Genomic DNA, 21,863 nt, shown 5'->3' on the forward strand with positions numbered 1-21,863 from the left:
TGTAACAATTTCCTTATCGAATAGGCAACCTTATTCTAGGTTTGTTTTTTATTTATCCCAACCTAGGGTTTGTACTAGGTTGCTACCATTTAACACCATTTGGCTGTGTGCAATTGGGTAGTAGTAGTGTCTCGGTTTAACAAATGTTTTCTTGTTGTCACGAGCCACTGTAAACATGATATGACCTGATGTGCCGTTCTCGAGATAAAAGTTAGCATTGGTGCCATTTTTATCTTTTAAGTAATACAGTGTGAGGTCCTTCTTCACGTCTTCTGGTAAACTTGCGATGGGGCCTAGTTCTGTCGGAGAGGCAAGAATGGCGATATCTACTTTTCCATCTCCGGTGACATCCATTGGTCCAAGTTCTTTGACATACATGCCTTGTTGTTGGTCTGCGAGTCTTTCGCCTAACTCCCAACGGAAGATATCGAGTTGACGGTTACCTTCACAGGCTAATTCAACGCGTCGTTCTCGTCGTATTTCGAGAATTGTTCCCAGGTTGCCTCCCTTTACGTTGGTGTAATATGTACTGAGTGCGGGATCTACATTTCCTTGTATTGTTGCTAGCACCATCTTAGGCATGCCTACGCGGTCGCGTAGCAGGTTGATGGAGCGATCGAGGTCTGCTTGGTCTGTCAATATGCCTAGTTCAGCTTTTGCTTCTGCGAAAATGAGAAGTATTTCTGCATAGCGGAAAACAAAAGCATCGGTAAAGGATGCTTCCCAACTGATCATTTCACTCACTTCGGGATAGAATTTAATCTGGTTGTATCCGCCTAAGGTTGGCTTTAAGCGGTGCGGATTTTCCGCATTTACAGCTTTAAAGCCTGGTTTCATAAAGGTTTGTGCCAAACGAGGATCTCTGTTTTCAAAAACCTGGTCAATATTTTTGTTTTTGTAGTTTGGTTGTTCTGTAAATCGAGAGCCATCAAGCATCAGGTAGTTTTCCATGAGGGACTGGCTTAGTGCCCACTCATAATCTAAAACAGTGTGTGTGTTTCTTCGTGCATTCAGGTTTTTATCGTAGTCGATAAAGAGAATGGACTCCGTGTTTGCTTGTAGATTTTCGCTGATAAAGAGCTCCCGATAAGCTCGGTTTACGCCTCCTGTTTTGCTGATGGAAAAGCCACCACTTTTCATGATCTCTTCGGAAGCGCTTACTGCCCTTTCAAGAAATTTATTGGCCGTACTTTCGAGTCCAAGATACGTATGATATTTGCGGTAGGTCCCTTCATAGAGTGTAAATTGTGCCAATTGTGCGAGAGCGGCCCATTTTGTGATCGTAGATTTGTGACCGGTTGTTTTGACTGTTTTTACCGCATATTCTAGATCAGCCATAATCGAATCTACCACCAATGTGCGTGGGTCTTGTTTCTTATGTAGGAGCTCAGTATCGGCCGTTTTTAATGAATTACTGTACCATGGAACATCGTTGTACTGCCTCAACTTATCTATGTAGAAGCGAGCCCTAAAGAAGCGAGCCACACCGATATAGTGATCAATTTCGGTCGGACCTCCGGTAACGCGACGCGCATTTTCAAGGAAAAAATTGATGTTACGTAATGTCGTCCAGCTCCAGACAGCTGCATTTTGTGGGGTGATACCACCACGCATCATCTGGTCGATCGTGCTGCCGGAGTTGTGGTGTGCGATATTGTCGGAACCGTTATCAAAAATAGGGGAGGATAACATCCCATAGAATCCGTCGGTGTATGTTTTTAGATCCGACGTGGTATTAAAGAAATTCTCGGAAGAAATAGAAGTACTGGGTACTCGATTCATGAAATCGTCGTTACAGCCCATGGCTAAACCCAGAAATGCTATGATGGCAATTTTTTGGATAACGACTTTTAAATATGTAGTCATAATACGGACGGTTAAAAGTTAAAATTGAATCCCATAGAGTAGGTACGTTGGAACGGATAGGCTGTTCGGTCTCCCACAATCTCTGGATCAAGATATTTCATTAAACTGGTGAACTCCATAAGGTTTTCACCACTTACAAATACACGGATACGATCCATTCCCCATCTGTTGGTTAAACTTTTTGGTAGGCTGTATCCCAGTGTAATATTTTTCACACGCAAATACCCCGCGTTCTGTAGGTATTTGGTTTGCGGTGCGGCTAGCTCAACACCACTCTCTTCGGCTACATAAGACTTCGGTCTAGGGAGGTATGCGTTCGGGTTATCCGGTGTCCAGTGATCCATATTAAATTGGGTTAAGCTCGCCCACGGTTGCGCATAAATTCCCCAGAAATAATGGTCGCCACCACCTGGGTAATAGTTCCGACGGCCTACTCCTTGCAAGAAAACGCGCAAATCGAACCCGTTCCAAGCAGAACTTAAGTCTAAACCAAAGTTATAGCGCTGTGCAGTATTACCAATTACTTTGTAGTCCCCTGGGTTTTCCAGCGTCCAATCGCCAGCATTCACTTTACCATCGCCATTGAGGTCTGCAAATTTAAGGTCGCCGGGTTCTAATCCGCGTGTCCCTGGATAGGATGTAATGGCGGTTTGGTCGGCATGGTTTTTTATCTCGTCTGCCGTTTGGAAAAAGCCCAAGGTGGTCAGCCCCCATATTTGGCCTATTTCTTGACCTACGTAATAGTTGCTCAAGTTGTTTTTCGGATTATCGAATTTCTCAATAAAGGCGCGGCTATCGGACAGGTTAAATCGTGCGGAGAACTGCAATGGTTTTGCAGCTACTTGAAACTCGTCGTTATAACCTAAGGTAAGCTCCCAACCGCGGGTTTTTAAATCGGCTCCATTTTCGACCGGAACGGAGGTTCCAAGTGTTATCGGCAAAGTCTTGCCGGCGGTTAACATATCTTTGGTGTAGCGCCAGTATATATCTCCACTGACGGTAAGCTTGTTTGCAAAGAAGCCTAGATCGGTACCAAAGTTCGTTGAGGTAATCGTTTCCCATGTCAATGAGGAGGAAACTAAGCCCGGACTAGTAACGATTGGCGGACGTTTACCGTCTAGAACCATACCGGTACCCTTAGGCATCGTAGCAATATATGGGTAATAGTTCTCGCGTAAGTCCTGATTTGCTAAAGATCCGTAGGAAGCACGAAGTTTCGCATTGCTGAAAATTGGTTTTAGGGGCGTAAAAAAGTTTTCATTGGATACTACCCAAGCTCCAGAAACCGATGGATTGAAGGCAAAGCGATCTTCTTTTGGAAAGCGAGAGGTTCCATCGTATCGGAGGTTGGATTCAATGATATATTTATCCTTGTATATATAATTCAAACGCGCAAAAGCACCACGTACGGCCCAGTCATAGTTGTATGCGCCGACAGTTGGTGTTTCCCCCGTGCCAAGCTGAATGGTTGGGAGTGAATTTGATATTAACATATCCCGCGAAGCGTTGAAACTTTCGTAGATGCGTTCCTCTTGGTTGAAACCAGCCATGACCGAGAAGTAATGGTCGTTGATCGTTTTTTGGAATTGCGAATAGATGTTGTACACATTGTAGCGCGTTTGTTCACTGCGATTGGTTGCGAAGGAATTAAAGGTCTGTTTGTTGGTTACGCCAGGTCCTGTACTATATTCGAGGGGAAAATCAAAACGGTGTACGTTTGCTCCCGTACGACGGAATGTCGCATCGGCATTTAAGGTCCATACATCTTTTAAGAGGTCAATTTTTCCACCAAAGTTCAACTGCAGATCACCGATTCTTTTGATACTCCGTCCGCCTTCAGCAACCGCACCAAACATGGCGGCACCTTCCTGCGTATAGCTACCATCCGGATTGTAGATCATGTTAAGGCTCGCTTGTCTGTTCACATTGTGCCAGTATAAATAACCCTGATCAATAGCAGTCGGTTGATCGTATTTATCGTTGGTATACGATGTATTGGTGGTTAGGGTAAACCAGTTTGTCAGTTTGTAATCCCCTTTGATTCTAAAATTAAAACGATCGTAGGTGTCCGGACTTATTTTCAACATCCCGTTCTGGCGGTAGTATTCTCCCGAAACGTAGTACGAAGCACGATCCGTCTTTTGTCCGAAGCTGATGTTATTGGTATAAGCGGGTTGAATTTTTTTGTAGACCTCTCCAAACCAATCGGTAGAACCGAGGTAGATATATTTATTCGGGTTTTGTGGGTCTACAATTACGCGCGGTAAACTTGGGTCTTCACTCAATTGTTTTCCGTATGCCAGCATTTTCTCATCGTATAGGTTGTACCACGGTGCAGACATGATATTACGGTAATTCATTACGGTGTAGGGGTCGTCTACTATATCCACAGTGCGGGTAATCGTCTTTAGTGCTACTAAGGAATTAGCGGCAATGCTGACCTCTTCTGTCGTTCCTTTTTTCGTTGTTACCAACACGACACCAAAAGCGGCTCTACTCCCGTATATGGCTGCCGAGGCGGCATCCTTCAAGACCGTTACGCTCGCAATATCCATTGGGTTCATACGGTTCAACTCTTCATTGGTAGCAGGAACACCATCTATAACGATCAGCGGACCACCTCCGGAAAGTGACGTAAAACCACGCACGTTGATGCCTGGCGCATTGGTCGCTTGTCCGCTTGTCGGTGTTATGTTTAAGTTGGCCATAGCGCCTTGAAGTCCTGTTCCGACATTGGTGATGGGACGGCTTTCTAGAAAACGTTGGTCGATTTGATCTACCGCTCCAGAGAGATTAATTCTTTTCTGGGTACCGTACCCCACGACTACGACCTCATCCAATTTAGATTCCTCGGCATGGAGGGTAACATTGATGATCCGTTGTTGATTTACGGGAATACGTTCTATACGATACCCCATGTAACGGAATATCAGAACTGCATTTTCAGGTACACGAAGTGTATAGCGGCCGTTCGCATCTGTTTTAGTAGATAAACCGGCCTGACCTTCCACGTGCACAGTAACACCGGATAGTGTATTTGCAGAGTCACGCACTGTTCCACTGACTTCCATATCGGTACGCTTTCTTTCGGAAATCACAATCGTGCCATCCAAAATTTGGAATACGAGGTTCTGTCCTTTTAAAGCTTTGTCTAGTGCCTGTCCCACAGGGTTATTGTTCAGGGAGACATTGATAGGACGGAGGTGCTTTACTATTTTTTGGTCGTAAAAAAATCGGAGTTTTGTTTGTCTAGCAATCTCCTCTAGCACATTTTCCAATTTTGCATTTTTCATGTTCAGATTAACCGTTTGTGCAGTTCCTGAAGCATGGGCGCCTACGGTAAAACCGAGCAGCAATAAGAGCGTAAACTTCATGATGCATAGGATTCTATAGACAGGTGGATAGGCCGATGGCTTATCTTTCTCCTGCCTAAAAAATGGAGAAAAAAAATTCATACCTTTGAATTGTTTAATGGTGTAATTGTTTCAATTATTGATCAGTTGTAAGATGAGCCTTTGAACTAACGGGGATGCGTCAACATCCCCTTTTCTGTTAGTAGACTCTCGCGGTAACGTCTGTCTTTATTTCATATCTTTTCTTTTTTACAGTTAATAATTAGTTTTAGGTAATACGTACTTTTCTACCGTGAATGGTAAAAGATTTGCCGGTGGCTATTTTTAGAATGTCTAGCACGCTGGATAGGGGTGCTTTCCGATTAATTGTCCCTTTAAAAGAGGAAGCGGTCTGCAATGAAGTGTTGTTCTCGAATTCGACGTCATACCAACGTCCAACCTGCTGGATAATTTCATCAAAATTTGTCCCATCAAAATAAAACTCACCACGTTGCCAAGCGGTGCTTTTGGCTACATCAATCTCCGTTATCAAGATTTCTTCTCCGTTTACTTCTGCTTGTTGCCCCGGAATTAAAAGGTTCTCGTGATTTCCTTTCTTAATTTTGACACTGCCTTCAACCAATGCTGCGGATACTTTTTCATTATAAGCTTGTACATTGAAGCTGGTTCCGAGCACTTCTATGATGGTACCATTCGATTGAATGCGGAAAGGTCTTTTTGGATCTTTAGCTACTTCAAAATATGCCTCTCCATCCAGCTGAATGGTTCTATTATTGTTCGCAAATTTATCCGGGTAGGAAAGGTGCGTAGACGCATTTAGCCAAACTTTGGTGCCATCTTCTAATAAAAGTTGAAATGTACCTGCCTTGGGAACTTCGACGAGAACCTGTTGTTGACTTGTATTTCCGCCCTTGGGGTGATGCTCCACAAAAGTGGAGTCTCGAGAAATGTGCTCTTTTCCGTCAGCATATGTTAATTTCGCATAGTGACCACCTGGCATAATATCATTGGTATAGGCTGGTGAAGTCGCATCGATCATACGTGCGAGTGTGGTATGATGCTCTTGTTCTTGGTACTGGCGATATATAAAGATCGATAAGGCTATGGCGGAACAGCATAGTAGGGTGGCTGCAACAAGTAACGGTTTTTTCCAACGTTTTTTGCGTAGAGAAATAGTTTCTCCGGTAAAAAGCCGTTCATGGAGTTGTGCATTCATTTTTTTATTTAATGCGAACTCATCTAATTCTGTATGGGTATCAAGTGGGGTATTCTCGAATGAATAAAACCAGCGCAAAACCTGCGCAGACTCTTCTTCTGTAGCCGTGCCATCCAGATACTTCTGTAGTAATTCTCTTGCTTGATTTGATTGCTCCTGATCTTTCATACCTATCTATAACCGACGAAAGCAGGGGGAGGTACCGAAAAAAAATATTTTTTTTTGAGGCCTATAATTTATTTGAATTTTAGGCGCAATCGGCTAACCGCTAAGGTGATGTTATTTTTCACGGTTTGTTCGGAGAGAGCCAGCTCTCTGGCGATTTCCTTTATCGATTTAGCATCTTTACGACTCATAGTAAAGGCACTTTTCATCGTTTGAGGCATTTTATCGACCTCATAATCTATTAGTTGGGCGAGTTCTTTCGCTAATAAGGTATCTTCTAGATTATCCGCACATAGTGTGTCGTTATGTGGGGGAGCAAAAAGGGTTGATAAGCGTGTAATTTCTTTTTGCTGTTTTATGAGATGATCGATGGTTTCGTATTTAGCGGCCTTGAAGAGATAGGGGTATAGGCTTTCTGTGATTTCAATGTGTAAACGACGATTCCAAAGGGAGGCGAATACCTCTTGGATAATGTCCTGGGCATCCTCATTACTTGTTATTCTTTTGCGCACAAAACGATAGAGAATAGCCGAGTAGCGATCTACCACTATGGAAAACGCCTGTCTATTGTCCTCCTTTACCAATGCTAATAATTGTACATCGTTTAAATTCGTCATCACTGAACTCTAAGAATGTTTTCTCTAGGATTGCTTCAAATTTATAATTGTGATATTAAGTTAGTATTAAAAACATTGAAAATCCTAAAATATTTTCACACAAACGATTGCGTTTCGGTGCTATATGGTTAAAGTAGACGTTATTCGTAATTCATCGTAACAACGTCTACGTTATGTTAGCGTTGTTTAGCACAACGATTGTATACTGTTTTCTGCATAACCAGCACTCGCTGTCATGCCTTTGCCGCCAATACCCGTTCGTACGTGTATTTTATCGGTGACATCAACTTCTAATATATGATCTTCGTGTTGTGCGTAAAATCCTGCCCAGGAGGAAGCCATATCACCTTCGGCGATGGGAACAATACGTTGTGCTTCTTTGATCATTATGGTATTGATATGTGCAGAGATTGAAAACCCGAGATCATCCAAGCGATTACCAGCCGCATATTCATGAGAGTCCCCAATAATGATGCTGCCATCGGGCGCTTGTTTGAAGAGAATATGGATGCCTAGTGCTTTGAGCTCTTCGTAATGTTCTGGAAGAGACGCTGTATGGTAGGTTGGGCAGTTTTCTTCAAAGCTTTCATATCGGCGAATTGTTAAGCCTGTCAGGATGTTTCCTGGTAATTCCAGATGGGGTAGCGGTTTGGTGCGCATCATCTGTAGTTTGCTGATTTCGAGACCACTGTCGTTGAAGAGTGATCGGTACAAAAGTTTAAACTCATAGCCATTACATATCACGACTTTCATACCGGTGTAGGTGTTCAGATTACTATCTGTAATGATAACGGTATCTCCCTTTTCTTCGCATCCAATAATGGTTGTGTTATATTTTAAGGTGTATTGTGGGAAGGTTGTTGTGAGATATTGATGCAAGCGCTGGATCATAAACTCGGGTTCTACACTGAGCTCTTGTGGAAAGAATAAGGCCTCTTTCACGTAATCGCTTTGCAGGTTAGGGTATTTTGCTAAAACCTGTGTTTTCGACCAAAGTTCTTGCTTATAACCTTTTGTGTTGTAGTGTGCTGCAAGTTCGTGTAGAATTTGGGTTTCATCCTTATCTGATGCGATATAAATACTACCATTTTGACGTATGGAGATATCCATCTTTTGCTGAATATCTGCGTATATTTCTAAACCTCGTACGCCATAGTCAAACCATTTCCCTGCCATGCCGGATGGTACAACCTGACCGAAATTTCGAACGGTTGATCCTACCGGAAAGTTGTCTTTTTCTACCTGTAATACTTTGTATCCTTTTTTTAGGGCGTGGTAAGCATGGAATGTTCCTAAAATCCCACCTCCAATAATAATCAAATCGTATGTATTCGTGTTCATATCTATACTGTTGTGTTTAATTTGTTTTGTACCTCTTGCGCCGGGCACCATGATGGACTTTCTGTTGTTATATTTTGTTTGTGCAGTGCGGCTTTTTTACGTACAAAATAAACCCATGATAAAAGCGCTAAAACACTACCAACAATCGAAGCGATATAGACAAGCTTGGTGAAATAGTTGCTCCATACTACAGTGTTTGGCAAGAGCTCCTTGTTTAGTAAGATGAGGAAGCTACCTAAGTAGCCGAACGAATCGGCCAAATACATAACAAAGCCGATGTTGCTTTTTATACCATAGGTCGCAATCATTCTTTCGAAGAAAATCGCATTGTATGGTATGTAAGCTAAGTAGAGCCCCAGACCAACGAGTACCATCCAGGAGAGTCCACCGATACGTTCTATCGAAAAGAGATAGGTTGAAACGCCGGCAAGGAGAAACCCGCAGATAATTAACCCATGTATCATCTTGAACGCTTTTAAGTTGTCTTTTACCCGAATCAAACTGCCGATGACCAATAGGACGGTGAGGGCAATGAATGTATCTACTTGTGCAAAAATCCAATGTTCATCATGGGTAACTTTATGCCATATTTCGACTTCAAAATTATCGCGTACATCGCGTAACATGGTAAGCATGGTGTAGATAACTATGGTCATTACTATTCCTGGCATAAATGTTTTAAAGAATTGTTTTCGCATGGTGCCGTTCATGGCTACGCGTTCGGTGCGCATGGCCTTATCGCGGGCTGTCGGGGGTGGGCTGTTTTCTAAGACCCACACACAAGCCATGAAAGGAAGAAAGAAAATCAAGCCCGTGAGGAATGGCATCCAGTATTCGTTTACATGCGTTGATGCAATCATCCATCGTCCTACTGTTTTAATGAAACCTGATGCAAAAATTAAACTTACCGACATCACCGCTCCCATGATCTCGGTATAACGTCGACCTTCTAAATAGCTAAACACTAAGCCCCACACCATTCCTAATGGGAATCCATTCACAAGTAGTAGGAGTGCGTTCCATGGATTTGGTAAAACGGCAAAGCCTAATAAACCTATCCATGAAATAGTGATAAGAATGGCCAGGTATCGTCCTTTATTCTGATTTTTACTTTCAGCAATAAATTTGATACCATAAAACTTAGCGCACAAATAACCAAGCATCTGGCAAATAATCAAACATACTTTGTAGTCGATTCCGAAGATGGATTCGTTACTGTATGTTGAGGCTGTGAAAGATTTTCGAAAGGCATACATACTCGTGTAACATAAAAAAGCGGTGATAGCCAGTAGTATAGCTACTTGCTTTTCATCCATTTTAAGAAGGCGTTGTTTTAACCGTTGTGTGAAATCCATATCAAACTCTTGAACAGAAATGTTTTTATCTGTTATCAAAAGTATTGTTGAAGGATTAACTGTACGCCAACTTTGTGTTAAGTATTTATAAACTTTTGCTTATTAAGTATAGTTTTATTAAAAATAATAAATTTGCCGCAAAATGAGTGAAAACGTGTATTATTTCTGAAAAGACTTGATTGCTTTTCCGCGCCAGGCCTCTTGCTGATCGGCACCCAATAACCATGTTATTGTTGCTGCGATATCATAGATAACCATGGGTTGTGTCACTTGGTTTCCTGCTGGTACTCCGGGGCCGATTGCGATGAAGGGTACTTCTACTTCTGCTATTGTTTTGCCACCATGTCCTTTTTCAATACCACCATGATCCGCTGTAACGATAAAAATTGTTTCTTGCTCCATGCCGGCTTCTTTTACAGCCTTCCGTAGATCTCCAATGCGTTTATCCACATTTTTAAGCTCCGCGTAGTATGCGGGTGTGTCATGGCCTGCTCCATGTCCGACACCATCAGGTTGATCGAAGTGAATGAAGGTTAACATCGGTTTATCTTGCTTAATAATTTCAATGGCCTTTTTTAAAGTGTTCTCTTCGTTATCTTGCATGTTATACACATGTTGCACCACTTTTTTGTCTATTAAATAGCCAATGCCAGGCCAGCTGTGGACTACGGCTGTTTTAGCTTTAGGATATTTGTCTGCAATTGCGTTGAAAATGGATGGAAACATACCATTCTTTGTTGTGGATAGCGATGGTATTTCAGGTGTTTGGCTTCCCCATTCAGTATATCCATGCATGGTAGGACTTGCCCCCATAAGCATCGATGCCCAGTTTACAGCGCTGGAGGAGGGGAGGACCGTGCGCACATGTAGATTGTAGCTGCCTTGTTCCATCATTTTTCGTAACTCTGGCATTTCGGCTTTCGGGATTGCATAGGCACCAAAACCATCAAAACCTACTAATACAACGTGTTTGATTTTTTTGCTTTGCGCAGATGTGGACATATAAAATCCAATTAAAATAAGCGCTGAAAAGATTAGCTTTCTCATATTTTTAGAATTTATTTTCGTTATTGATACGTTGGTTCAGGGGCAAATCTAATAAATAGAGTAACTACTTTTGAATGGCAAAAAGTAGTGAAAAATTAGTTTAGTAATAATTGCTTTTTGTTTAGCATAAGTATATCTGTTGTTTCTTGGAGTGGGTTTAATGCTATTTGACGGGGGAGGAATTTGGGGATAATTATGGGGTAATGGCTATGGTACGTATCGTTTGACGATTTTTTGTATAAAACGGATGTTCGCTAAACTAAACAAGTTGTTGCTACTATTATACGATAAAAGGGGGGTATTAGGGGTGGACTTGTTTGCACGGATGTAGGAAATATTAGCCAAACGTTTGCGTGGTATTTATCTGGCGTAGGAGGGGCTTCGTAGGTAGGGGAACAAAAAAGCGTTGCTATATCCTTTGCGGAAAGCAACGCTTTTTATAAATTTTTACCGATCGAGGGTTCTATTTATTGTTTATTTCCTTCGAATGTGAATGTGATATCAGCTGCGGCTTGTTTGTTCGTGATTAAGTTAAGTGATTTTGTTTCGCCATTGAAGACGAAAGTTCCGTTAGTATCACCTGTCGCACTTGCAATATTTTTGCTGCCTGGGAGTAACATGGCCGCAATTGTTTTTTCGGTAATGGATGAATAGATTTCACCGGCTTTGGCGGTTACTTTGATTTTATCACCTCCTACTTTTGTAACGACGATTGTCGCATCAAAAAATTCCCGTTCAGTTGTTCCTGGTAATGTTTGATAAGCTGTAATCTTACCTTTGAAGCTTCCTACCATGGCATCGAGATTCCCTGTTTGTAATTCGACATTGTTATCGTCATCGCTGCTACAAGATGTTGTAATAGTTGCTGTGCCAATTAATGCACAGATTGCTAACATCGAAAGTTTTACATTTATTTTTTTCATGGATTCTATTGTTTTCAGTACCGGAGCAAATTTCCATAGATTATTCAGTGGAGACAATCAACGTAAACCATGATTTTTTTCTAATGGTTTACCATGGTTTTTGGATTTCTTAAAAGTTGTTACGGTATTTTTTTTGATATTTGCAGGTTTTACATACCTATACAAAGCCGTCATGATGCGTACATATTTTTACTTGGTTTTCACCTTTATTCTTACTTTTTTATCATCCGGCAAAGCACAACAACTATTCCCATTAGATGAGTCGGGCTATTTGCGCACGCTTCACGATAAGATTGATGCGGAGGAGCCTGATAGTATACGTGCGGCAAATTACCTTCTACTGGCTGGATATTGGGTCACGAAGGATAGTACGCAAGCTAAAGACGCGTTAACGAAGGCGCAATCGTTGAAGAAGTCGTATGCTGGTTTTTCTGCAGATTTCATGTATTACCAAGGTCTTTACGAAGCTACGTACGGAACGAAGCGAGCGGCTATTGTATGTTTTGAAAAAAGCGTCGAATTATTGAAAAAGAAAACCGATGCGCATAGTAAGAGGATGTTGGCTGCGAGTTGGTATCAAATTGGGTATCTGCAAACAGCAAGCAAAGGGTATGATATTTTGGTCGAGATGTTGACGAAACATTGTATTCCGCTTGTAAAGGAAGGTGTTGACGAGGAGATGTTAGCGTATTACTATACGCAGCTGGGACTGACCTTTATGTCTGTCGGTCAATTTGATAAGGCACAAGAGCAGCATGATGATGCCTTGGCTACTTTGGCCCAGCTTTCCACGGAAGGAACGGTACATTTTATTACGTATTGCAATTTAGTTAGTAATTATTGTTATAAACCGGATAGTAAACATGCAAAAATCTATTTGGATAAAGCGGAGGCCTTGATTCGTGCTTTTCCTACCTCATCGCAGTATAGTAATTTCTATTATCAGGAAGGGATGTATTACACGACGATACAGGATTTTCCGAAAGCTTTAGCAGCTCTCGATAAGGGTGTCAATATCGCCCGGACAAAAAATCAGGCACAACTTTTACAAATCCTTAAGTTTCGGATTTATAATATCTATTTAATGCAACAAAATTATCCGAAGGCTAAAAGTGTGTTGGAAGATCTTTTGCAGGAAAAGGTGCTGATTCGGGAGTCTGTGAATCGTAAGATTGTGTATACACAATTGGCGAAGGTAAATGAGGCGATGGGAAAATTTCCGGAAGCTTACCAATGGCTCACTAAGTCGGCAGCGCTAAGTGACAGCTTGCAACAAGTGAACTTGGTGGAAAAGATGAATGAACTGGAGGTGCAACATCAGTCGGTGGAGAAACAGAGTAAGATTGATGCTTTAGAATTGGAAAAGGCCGGCGCTGCGTTGGCGGCAAAAAATAAAAATTTACGTATCAGTATTCTTGCGATCGCGGTACTTTTATTGGTTATAATTTCGGTGTTGATCTATTTCTATTACCGTAATCAGAAAAAATTAAATAGGCAAATTCAGATTAATCATGAGCAACAATTGACGCAAATTGCACATGATCGAAAATTGGAAGCTGTGGAAGCGGTGTTGCAGGGAGAGGAACAGGAAAGACAGCGATTAGCACAGGACCTACATGATAGTATGGGCGGGATGTTGGCCAGTATCCGAATGGCTATCTCTCGCGATCTGGACCGGTCTAGTGCGGTGCAGGATCCTAAGAAAATAATAGAGAAACTGGATTTGACGATCGCCGAAATGCGACGTATCTCTCGGAATCTTATGCCCGAGACCTTACGAAATCTAGGCTTGACCATGGCGCTCAGGGAGCTTGCGGAATTGATGACCAGCAAGGCGCTCCATATACAGTTTGAAGCGTACGATGTGCAAGATGATATTCCGTTCCAGACGCAACTTGCATTTTATCGAATTGCGCAGGAAAGCTTGAGCAATGTGATTAAATATGCACAGGCAAATCATGTAATTGTACAGGTCAGTCAACATAATCAGGATTTATCTCTTACGATCGAGGATAATGGTATAGGGTTTGATGAGGATGCAGTAAATTATGGGTTGGGAATCAGAAATATGAAAAACCGAGCACGACTTATTAATGGGCGTTTAGTTGTTTCTTCCAAAAGAAATGCTGGTACGACGGTAACTGTAGAATGTAATGTCTGAACAACCAGTAAACCTTGCTATTGTTGATGATCATCCCATGATACTGGAGGGGTTAAAGTCCTTGTGGAGCGAAAATGCGCATATACACACTTTTACCTTTACTAAAGGAGGTGATTTATTACACTTCCTGGAGGAGAAACATGTGGATGTTGTTTTGTTAGATATTGTTTTAGGTGATGGTAGTGGACTGGATTATTGTAAGAAAGTAAAGAAAATGTCACCGGAAACTATTGTTATCGGTATTAGCAATCAGGTGGAGCGGAGTATTATATTTCAGTTTCTTCAGAACGGTGGAAATGGTTATATATTAAAAAATGCTGACGCGCAGGAGATTGTTCGTTGTGTGGATCAAAGTTTATCTGGTGACCTTAGTTTGAGCAAGGAGGTGCAGGAAATATTACTGACACAACCGACCCTTGTTTCTGGTGTTCCGCGACTAACCAAGCGGGAACAGGAAATTTTAAAAGCTATTGCAGCAGGGAATACTTCGGCAGATATTGCTGCTATGCTGTTTATTTCGGTTATTACGGTGGAGACACATCGTCGTAATCTCTTGCAGAAGTTTCAGGCCAAAAACATGATAGAGCTTGTGAAAACAGCGGTGGAACTTAATCTTCTCTAGAAGTTACTGTGATAGGGCTTATTTTTCGACCTACTTTTTGTCGTTGTGTAACATAAGTAACAGAAAGTTGTTATTTAATACAGCATCTTTGTAGTGTACAGAAAAATTATATGACTATGGAATGGTTAATGAATCCGTGGCCTTGGTATGTGGGAGGGGCGCTTGTCGCATTTGTGATGATCGCATTGATATGGCTGGGTAAAACTTTTGGATTTTCGTCTAATTTCAGGACGATGTGTGCGGCCTTGGGTGCTGGTAAATCCTGTGATTTTTTTCGCTTTGACTGGCGTGCACAACAATGGAATCTTCTTTTTCTCTTGGGCGCTGTAATTGGTGGTTTTGTTTCGGTTCAGTTTTTGTCGAACGGGACGGCCCCACAATTGGCAGAGACCACGATCGCACAGCTTCATGAACAAGGGTTTATGAGTGCAGGTGAGGCTTATGCACCCACGGAGTTGTTTGGCTCGTGGAGTTGGCATAATATACTTTTGTGGGCGATCGGCGGGTTATTGATAGGTTTTGGTACGCGCTATGCCGGCGGATGTACCTCTGGCCACGCTATTACTGGACTGAGTGAGCTACAGTGGCCTTCTTTAGTGGCTGTGATTGGTTTTTTTATTGGTGGTCTGTTGATGGTTCACTTATTCTTTCCCTTAATATTCTAGTATAATGAAACGATTGATATATATACTTTTAGGCGTACTATTCGGGATGGCGATGTATAAAGCCGAAGCTGCTTCATGGTTTCGTATTTACGAGATGTTTAATTTTCAATCTATACACATGTATGGCTTTATTGCCACGGCGTTGTTGATTGGTGTCATCGGTATCCAATGGATGAAGCGTAGCGGTGCGAAAGATATAGACGGACAGGTGATTACGATTAAGCCGAAAAGCAAGACTATTCCGCGGTATCTTATCGGCGGGATTTTCTTCGGGATGGGCTGGGCCTTGGTTGGTGCATGTCCTGGGCCGGTGTTCGTGCTTATTGGTGCAGGTGTCTTCCCGATGCTAGTTGTCGCCATTTTTGCTTTGGCGGGGACTTACCTGTATGGGATGCTAAAAGATAAGTTGCCGCATTAATTGGGCGAAATCTTAATTTTGGTGAATCGTTTAATAACCTTCTCAGCGATGAGTTTACTCTTTAAATTGACTGTATGTTAATTGGTTTTTTATTGGCAATTGTAGTGGGAGCGACCTTAGGGTTGGTCGGAAGTGGCGGTACAATTTTAACGGTGCCAATACTGGTGTATGTGATGGGAGTAGACCCGATTATGGCAACGACATATTCTCTTTTTGCAATTGGTATCACCTCGTTCGTCGGTTCGGTTCGCGGCGTTATGGCAAAGGAAGTTGATCTGAATAAAATCGTAACCTTCGGAATTCCTTCATTGTTGATGGTTTTTGTTACACGGTTATTTCTTTTACCGTTGGTGCCGGATGTTATTGTGATTGCTGAGATCGAGGTGGAACAAGGTGTGTTGTTGATGGTTTTGTTTGCCATTGTGATGTTAGCTTCTTCTTGGACGATGATCAAGGAGCAGGAGTCGCACCTTGATGCCTCCGCACGTATTCCTTTGTGGCAAGTTATCTCTCAAGGGTTATTGGTGGGGCTTGTTACAGGTACAGTTGGTGCTGGGGGCGGTTTTTTGATCATTCCGGCATTGGTTAATTTTTATGGCATGCCAATAAAAAGAGCGGTATCGACTTCTTTAGTGATCATCACGATCAATTCCCTCTTTGGTGTGATAGGAGATGCGGAGAAATTTGTGGATTTCGACTGGCCATTAATTTTAGGGTATACTACCTGCGCTGTTATTGGTATATTTATAGGATTCGCCCTTTCGCACCGGATTAAAGGACAGCATTTGAAACGGATGTTTGGTTATTTGATATTAGTAATGGGGATTTATATTATTCTTCGTGAGGTCGTTCTTGTGTAGGGGTGTAGAAAAGAGAATCCGTGGTTTTATGAATTTGATGTTTAATTAAAAAAAATACAATATGTTCTTTCAACAAGTATACGATAAGACATTGGCGCAAGGAAGCTATTTTATCGGTTGCCAAGCAAAAAATGTAGCTATTGTGATTGATGCAAAAAGGGATATTGATACCTATTTGGAAATAGCAAAGCGCAATAATATGCGTATTACCCATGTTGCCGAAACGCATATCCATGCCGATTTTCTGTCCGGCACTCGGGAACTAGCCGAGGTAACCGGTGCACAGATGTACCTCTCGGACGAGGGCGGTGAAAATTGGCAGTACGAGTTTGCACATGAAGGGCTGCGTGATGGGGACCGTTTGCGGGTTGGTAATTTGAGTCTAGAAGTGATGCATACTCCAGGGCATACGCCCGAGAGTATCAGTTTCCTGCTGCGCGACCATCCCGCTTCAGAAGAACCGGTGATGATCTTTACGGGTGATTTTGTGTTCGTCGGAGATATTGGTAGACCTGATCTTTTGGAGGAAGCTGCTGGAATTATGGGGACAAAAGAAATCGGTGCTCAACAGATGTTCGAGTCGCTGAAGAAGTTTGTTGCACTGCCTGATTATGTGCAGGTATGGCCCGGCCATGGTGCCGGTTCGGCCTGTGGGAAAGCTCTAGGAGCTGTGCCAAGTAGTACCGTTGGGTACGAGAAAATCCGGAATTGGGCATTCCAATTTGGAGATGACTACGAAGGTTTTAAAGATTATTTATTGCGTGATCAGCCCGAAGCGCCGACTTATTTTGGGATGATGAAGAGATTGAACAAGGTAGATCGCCCTTTATTAGTTGAAGTTCCTGATCACCCTACAATAGCGATTGCCGATGTTTTGCGTGCTGGTGGATTAACATTAGTTGATGCCCGTCATAAAACGAAGTTCGCTGATGGGCATATAAAAGGTGCAATTAATATTCAGCATAATAATGCCCTTGCGAATTGGGCGGGCTGGATGTTGACTTACGATCAACGGCTGGTGATCATTGCTACGGAAGAAGAGAAAGAAGAGATAACACGTAAGTTAATGCGTATTGGTATGGATAATATCGAAGGGTATGTGACGGATCTCTCAGGCGTTGATTTGGTAAAGACCCATGTAGTGGATGCCCAGGCGGTTGAAGAATTAAAGGATAAGGAAGGATATATGCTTTTAGATATTCGCTCGCTTAGTGAGTATCAAGCGTCACATATTCCGGGAGCTGTTCATCGTTTTATCGGTTACTTGCCAAAGACTGATTTAAGTGATTTACGGAATAAGCACCTTATTATTCAGTGTCAATCGGGAGACCGTGCAACGATTGCTTATTCTTATTTGGAGAAACAAGGCTTTGAGCATCTTCTTAATTACGCAGGTAGTTTCTTAGACTGGAAAGCGCAAGGGAAACCAACTGTTACCGTCTAGGGAGATATGAGCTTAATCCATAAAACATTTGCTGGGCTGCTAGAGCCTGCTTTGATCGAGGAGATCGACCAGGTTGCCACACTAAAGGTGTTTCAGGAAGGTGATGTGATTGTGGATTTTGGTCAATATGTTAAAATGATGCCCTTATTGCTGCAAGGTGCGATAAAGATTATGCGGCTGGATGAGACGGAAGGTGAATTGTTGTTGTATTACCTTGAGAAAGGGGAAACTTGTACGATGTCTATTGCCTGTTGTGTGGGGGATAAGAAAAGCGAAATCCGTGCCTTGGCGGAAACGGAAAGTACCGTGGCTATGGTGCCCAATATGTATCTTAATACTTGGCTTTCGAAGTATGCATCTTGGCGCAACTTTATTATGAATAGCTATGCTGAGCGGATGAATGAGATGTTGCAGGCCGTGGATAGTTTAGCCTTTTCGAATATGGAAGAACGTATTGAGAGTTATTTGGTGGAGAAAGCGAAATTGTTAGACGATCGTATTTTAACGTTGACACATCAGCAGATTGCGACGGAGCTTAACACATCACGCGTTGTGGTGTCACGGCTTTTAAAAAAATTGGAGAACGAACATAAGATCGTTCTCCTTCGTAATGAAATAAGGGTGCTTGTTTAGTTTGGCTACTATTTTATGGGTGGATATGCGGTATAGGGATGTTTTGGCTCGTAATAGTTCCAGATGATGCTGGCTATTTTTCGCGTAATTTTTTCCGCCTCATTTTCGTCAGTCCAGCTTTGATCTTTATTGTTTTTCGTTAATACCGAAAAGACATAGTCGCCCGAAGGCGCATGTACATACACCACTTCTCCTCGTGCATCATCGACGGATCCTGTTTTGGACGCCGTTGCAATTTCTGCTGGTATCTGGGAAAGCGATCGCTCATTGTAGAATTGATTTTTCAAATAACGGTACATCTTGTCGGAAAGCTGCGGGTTAAATACTTTGCCGCTGCGGATAAGGTGCATCAGTGAGGCAATTTCTTTGGGTGTGGTCTGTCCCCAGCCATATTTGCGCCACAGTTGTTCTCGCCCCGTGGTTCTCGAATTTACTTTGGTGTTTACCAATCCTAATTGATCCATTATACGATTAATCTCGACGCCACCACCGGCCAGTTCCTGGTTCCATATGGACGTTACATTGTCACTATAGGTCAACATCAGTGAAATCATAATGGATAGTTCTGTTTCTGCGCTATCCTTATAGAACTGCATTAAACCAGAACCGCCATACACACGTTTAGCGTCGTATCGGAAGGGCTGACGTAGCGTTAAACTCCCTTCATTTATTTTGTTGAAAATACCTACCAGTATGGGTACTTTGACAATACTGGCGGTTGGAAAAATAGTATCTGCTAGGATGTTAACCGTGGTGTTTTTCTTAAAATGTTGTACATATATACCGATATCGCCTTGGAAATTTTCCGTTTCTTTTTTTAGGCGTTCTTCTAGTTTTTTGTCTGTTTTTTGTGCCCATACAAGTGAGCTAAAAAGGCATAAAAGTAGGGTGGTTGTGATTTTCATGGGTTTGTTTAAATAGTGCAGGGCTAAAGTAAGAAAAGTTTCATAAAAAGCCTTTCTCTAGATCTCTCCTGTGTCGAGATGACGATATCTTGTTGTAACTACGGTATAGCTTCTAACTCTCTTTAACCGCTAACTGTCGCCTGCGGAATATTTGCAATCTGTAGCAACTAGCCTTTGCACTGCCCATTCCTTGCAAAAATTCCTAGCGACGAGTTTTATCAACAAGTTGATGAGCTCACTGCGTTCGGTTTTGTTTCTTTTTTAAGGTAAAAAAAAGATGCCCCTCCGGCATAGAGGAGAATCCTTCGATCGTCCTTCGAGAGGCTCAGGATGACATGGCTCAGCGTGGCAACAAAAAAAGCTTTGGCACTACTACCAAAGCTTCTCTATTTATTTTAGTCGGACAAACTGCCCTATATCATCCATCTAAAGAGACTGGCTCCCCAGGAGAAACCTGCGCCAAAAGCTGTAAGCATAACCAGGTCACCGGTTTTTATTTGTTTTAGATTTTCCCATATACAAAGTGGGATCGTGGCTGCAATGGTATTTCCCAAATACTCGATATTGCTTAATGTCTTTCCTTCTGCGATATTGATAGAACGTCCTACCGCATCAATAATGCGTTGGTTTGCCTGATGTGGGACAAGCCAGTTTACATCGTCGATTGTCAAGTTATTACGTTGCAATACATTCATACAAGCATCGCTCATTGATTGTACGGCATGTTTGAATACTGTTTTTCCGTCCTGCTTTAAGTATCTTTTGTCTGTGAGCGGGGTGTTTTCATCGACTGGATATAAAGAACCACCTGCTTCGATATTCAAGAATGCACGTCCAGAACCATTGCTCTGCAAGTACGCATCGATTACACCGCCCTCTTCGGAAGGTTCTAACCATACGACGCCTGCCCCATCTCCAAATAAGATATTAGTGGAACGGTCCTGCATATCAACATAGGTGCTAATATTATCTGCACCTACGATAAGTACATTTTTATAGCGGCGTGTTTCTACTAAGGACGCCCCCATGTCCAACGCATATAAAAAGCCAGAACAAGCTGCGTTCATATCAAAAGCCCAAACATTGTTCAACCCTAATTTCTCCGCAATTATATTTGCGGTTGCCGGCATAGGCATGTCAGGTGTTGAAGTTGCGACGAGAAGGGCATCCACGTCATGTATATTCTTGCCAAACTGCGTAGCTAGATCTTGGATTGCACGAACCGCCATATCCGAAGTTGCTAACTCTTCTTCTAGTATGCGGCGTTCTTTAATACCTGTACGTTTTACAATCCATTCGTCCGAAGTATCACAGACTTGTTCTAAGTCAAAGTTTGTGCGTTTATTTTGTGGAATATATCCTCCAATTGCTGTAATCGCCGCAAATACTTTGTTTGGTAAACTATCACTCATATAATATGGTCATCAAATATATCCTTGTAATGCAGACTACTTTTAATTTTATTCTGTAGTATAGACTTTACAAAGGCTCAATTTCAAGCTGCAAAAATACGATTATTTGTGATTCTGTGGATAACTATCGCAATTATTGTGACAAAATCATTACTGAATTTATACAAAATTCTATATTAGGTGGGGTGTATGTATAAATAGGTTAGAAAAATAGTTTTTTTTGGAATTAAATTTTGCGCGTGCAGCATCCGGCGAACAGGGGGGAGGTATTGATGCTAACAAAAAAAACGTCATTGCGGTTGGCGCGAATTTACGCCTAAAACCGCAATGACGCTTCGTGTGATGTAATATATAATTACTTAGTGCGCTTCGTCACCATCTACACCATGAGAGTGGCCATGTGCCAATTCTTCTTCAGTAGCTGGGCGAACAGCAAGGATTTCTACTTCGAAACTTAATGTTTTACCAGCCATAGGGTGGTTTAAGTCAGCAACAACAACTTCAGGGCTTACCTCTACGACAACAGCACGGAATTGGTTTCCTTGGTTATCTTGTAAAGGAATAACTTCTCCTACTGGAGGAAGACCTGTTTCGTTGAACATATCGGCTGGCAATTGTGCAAAAGCGCGCTCATCAATTTCTCCATAAGCATCATTTGCTGCTAAGGTGAATGAACCTTTTTCTCCTACATTAAGACCAACGATATTCTCCTCGAATTTAGGTAACATCATACCTACGCCGTAAAGGAATGTTAACGGGTTTTCGCTTGTTGTTTCTTCAACGAAAGTTCTTTCACCGTTCTCTTCAACGGTATGGAGTTTGTAATTTAACGTAACTACATTGTTGTTTTCTATTGCCAT

General features: G+C 42.1%; 18 protein-coding genes. 7 read left to right on the forward strand and 11 right to left on the reverse strand.

Annotated elements, in window-relative coordinates; all coding sequences use genetic code 11:
- Window positions 1-48: 48 nt before the first annotated feature.
- The 8 genes from E2P86_RS03140 to E2P86_RS03175 all read right to left on the reverse strand — a co-directional run bounded on the left by E2P86_RS03140 (window position 49) and on the right by E2P86_RS03175 (window position 11,883).
- Complete coding sequence (locus E2P86_RS03140; protein WP_085472173.1) at window positions 49-1,866, reverse strand: RagB/SusD family nutrient uptake outer membrane protein; 1,818 nt, start codon at window positions 1,864-1,866, stop codon at window positions 49-51.
- Window positions 1,867-1,877: 11 nt separating this feature from the next.
- Window positions 1,878-5,321: a TonB-dependent receptor gene (locus E2P86_RS03145; protein WP_134430705.1), complete on the reverse strand. Its 3,444-nt coding sequence runs from the start codon at window positions 5,319-5,321 to the stop codon at window positions 1,878-1,880.
- Between the two features lie 166 nt (window positions 5,322-5,487).
- Entirely contained in the window at window positions 5,488-6,603 is a 1,116-nt protein-coding gene (locus tag E2P86_RS03150) for a FecR family protein (RefSeq protein ID WP_134430708.1), read from the reverse strand.
- Window positions 6,604-6,671: 68 nt separating this feature from the next.
- Window positions 6,672-7,217 carry an RNA polymerase sigma factor gene (locus tag E2P86_RS03155; protein ID WP_134430711.1) on the reverse strand — a complete coding sequence of 182 codons (546 nt, stop codon included), beginning with the start codon at window positions 7,215-7,217 and terminating at the stop codon, window positions 6,672-6,674.
- Between the two features lie 186 nt (window positions 7,218-7,403).
- Window positions 7,404-8,558, reverse strand: coding sequence for a TIGR03364 family FAD-dependent oxidoreductase (locus tag E2P86_RS03160; RefSeq protein WP_134430714.1), 1,155 nt, complete (start codon window positions 8,556-8,558; stop codon window positions 7,404-7,406).
- A gap of 2 nt (window positions 8,559-8,560) precedes the next feature.
- The gene (locus E2P86_RS03165) at window positions 8,561-9,952 is read right to left on the reverse strand and encodes a DUF5690 family protein (protein ID WP_240775569.1); all 1,392 of its coding nucleotides are present in this window, start codon (window positions 9,950-9,952) and stop codon (window positions 8,561-8,563) included.
- 120 nt (window positions 9,953-10,072) lie between these two features.
- Window positions 10,073-10,960, reverse strand: coding sequence for an alkaline phosphatase (locus E2P86_RS03170; RefSeq protein ID WP_134430717.1), 888 nt, complete (start codon window positions 10,958-10,960; stop codon window positions 10,073-10,075).
- 467 nt (window positions 10,961-11,427) lie between these two features.
- Window positions 11,428-11,883, reverse strand: a complete 456-nt coding sequence (locus E2P86_RS03175) for a hypothetical protein (protein WP_085472167.1) — start codon at window positions 11,881-11,883, stop codon at window positions 11,428-11,430.
- A gap of 172 nt (window positions 11,884-12,055) precedes the next feature.
- Between E2P86_RS03175 and E2P86_RS03180 the strand changes: the two genes are divergently transcribed.
- From E2P86_RS03180 to E2P86_RS03210, 7 genes are all read left to right on the forward strand, one after another.
- Window positions 12,056-14,044, forward strand: a complete 1,989-nt coding sequence (locus tag E2P86_RS03180; RefSeq protein WP_134430720.1) for a tetratricopeptide repeat-containing sensor histidine kinase — start codon at window positions 12,056-12,058, stop codon at window positions 14,042-14,044.
- Window positions 14,037-14,666, forward strand: coding sequence for a response regulator (locus E2P86_RS03185; RefSeq protein WP_134430723.1), 630 nt, complete (start codon window positions 14,037-14,039; stop codon window positions 14,664-14,666). Before E2P86_RS03180 ends, E2P86_RS03185 begins: the two co-directional genes overlap by 8 nt.
- A gap of 116 nt (window positions 14,667-14,782) precedes the next feature.
- Window positions 14,783-15,331: a YeeE/YedE family protein gene (locus tag E2P86_RS03190; RefSeq protein ID WP_085472165.1), complete on the forward strand. Its 549-nt coding sequence runs from the start codon at window positions 14,783-14,785 to the stop codon at window positions 15,329-15,331.
- Window positions 15,332-15,335: 4 nt separating this feature from the next.
- Window positions 15,336-15,749: a DUF6691 family protein gene (locus E2P86_RS03195; RefSeq protein ID WP_085472164.1), complete on the forward strand. Its 414-nt coding sequence runs from the start codon at window positions 15,336-15,338 to the stop codon at window positions 15,747-15,749.
- A 74-nt stretch (window positions 15,750-15,823) separates the two neighbouring features.
- Complete coding sequence (locus E2P86_RS03200) at window positions 15,824-16,609, forward strand: sulfite exporter TauE/SafE family protein (protein ID WP_134430726.1); 786 nt, start codon at window positions 15,824-15,826, stop codon at window positions 16,607-16,609.
- A 61-nt stretch (window positions 16,610-16,670) separates the two neighbouring features.
- Window positions 16,671-18,053 (forward strand): MBL fold metallo-hydrolase, encoded by a 1,383-nt coding sequence (locus E2P86_RS03205; RefSeq protein WP_134430730.1) that lies wholly within the window; start codon window positions 16,671-16,673, stop codon window positions 18,051-18,053.
- Window positions 18,054-18,059: 6 nt separating this feature from the next.
- Window positions 18,060-18,686: a Crp/Fnr family transcriptional regulator gene (locus E2P86_RS03210; RefSeq protein WP_085472161.1), complete on the forward strand. Its 627-nt coding sequence runs from the start codon at window positions 18,060-18,062 to the stop codon at window positions 18,684-18,686.
- Window positions 18,687-18,694: 8 nt separating this feature from the next.
- Here the strand turns inward: E2P86_RS03210 and E2P86_RS03215 are convergent, their stop codons facing one another.
- From E2P86_RS03215 to E2P86_RS03225, 3 genes are all read right to left on the reverse strand, one after another.
- Window positions 18,695-19,591 (reverse strand): serine hydrolase, encoded by an 897-nt coding sequence (locus E2P86_RS03215; RefSeq protein WP_134430733.1) that lies wholly within the window; start codon window positions 19,589-19,591, stop codon window positions 18,695-18,697.
- Window positions 19,592-20,004: 413 nt separating this feature from the next.
- On the reverse strand, window positions 20,005-21,003 hold the full coding sequence (locus E2P86_RS03220) for a beta-ketoacyl-ACP synthase III (protein ID WP_085472159.1): 999 nt from the start codon (window positions 21,001-21,003) through the stop codon (window positions 20,005-20,007).
- Between the two features lie 359 nt (window positions 21,004-21,362).
- On the reverse strand, window positions 21,363-21,863 hold the full coding sequence (locus tag E2P86_RS03225) for an FKBP-type peptidyl-prolyl cis-trans isomerase (protein WP_085472158.1): 501 nt from the start codon (window positions 21,861-21,863) through the stop codon (window positions 21,363-21,365).

This window comes from Sphingobacterium psychroaquaticum (genome assembly GCF_004421025.1).
Lineage (GTDB): Bacteria > Bacteroidota > Bacteroidia > Sphingobacteriales > Sphingobacteriaceae > Sphingobacterium > Sphingobacterium psychroaquaticum.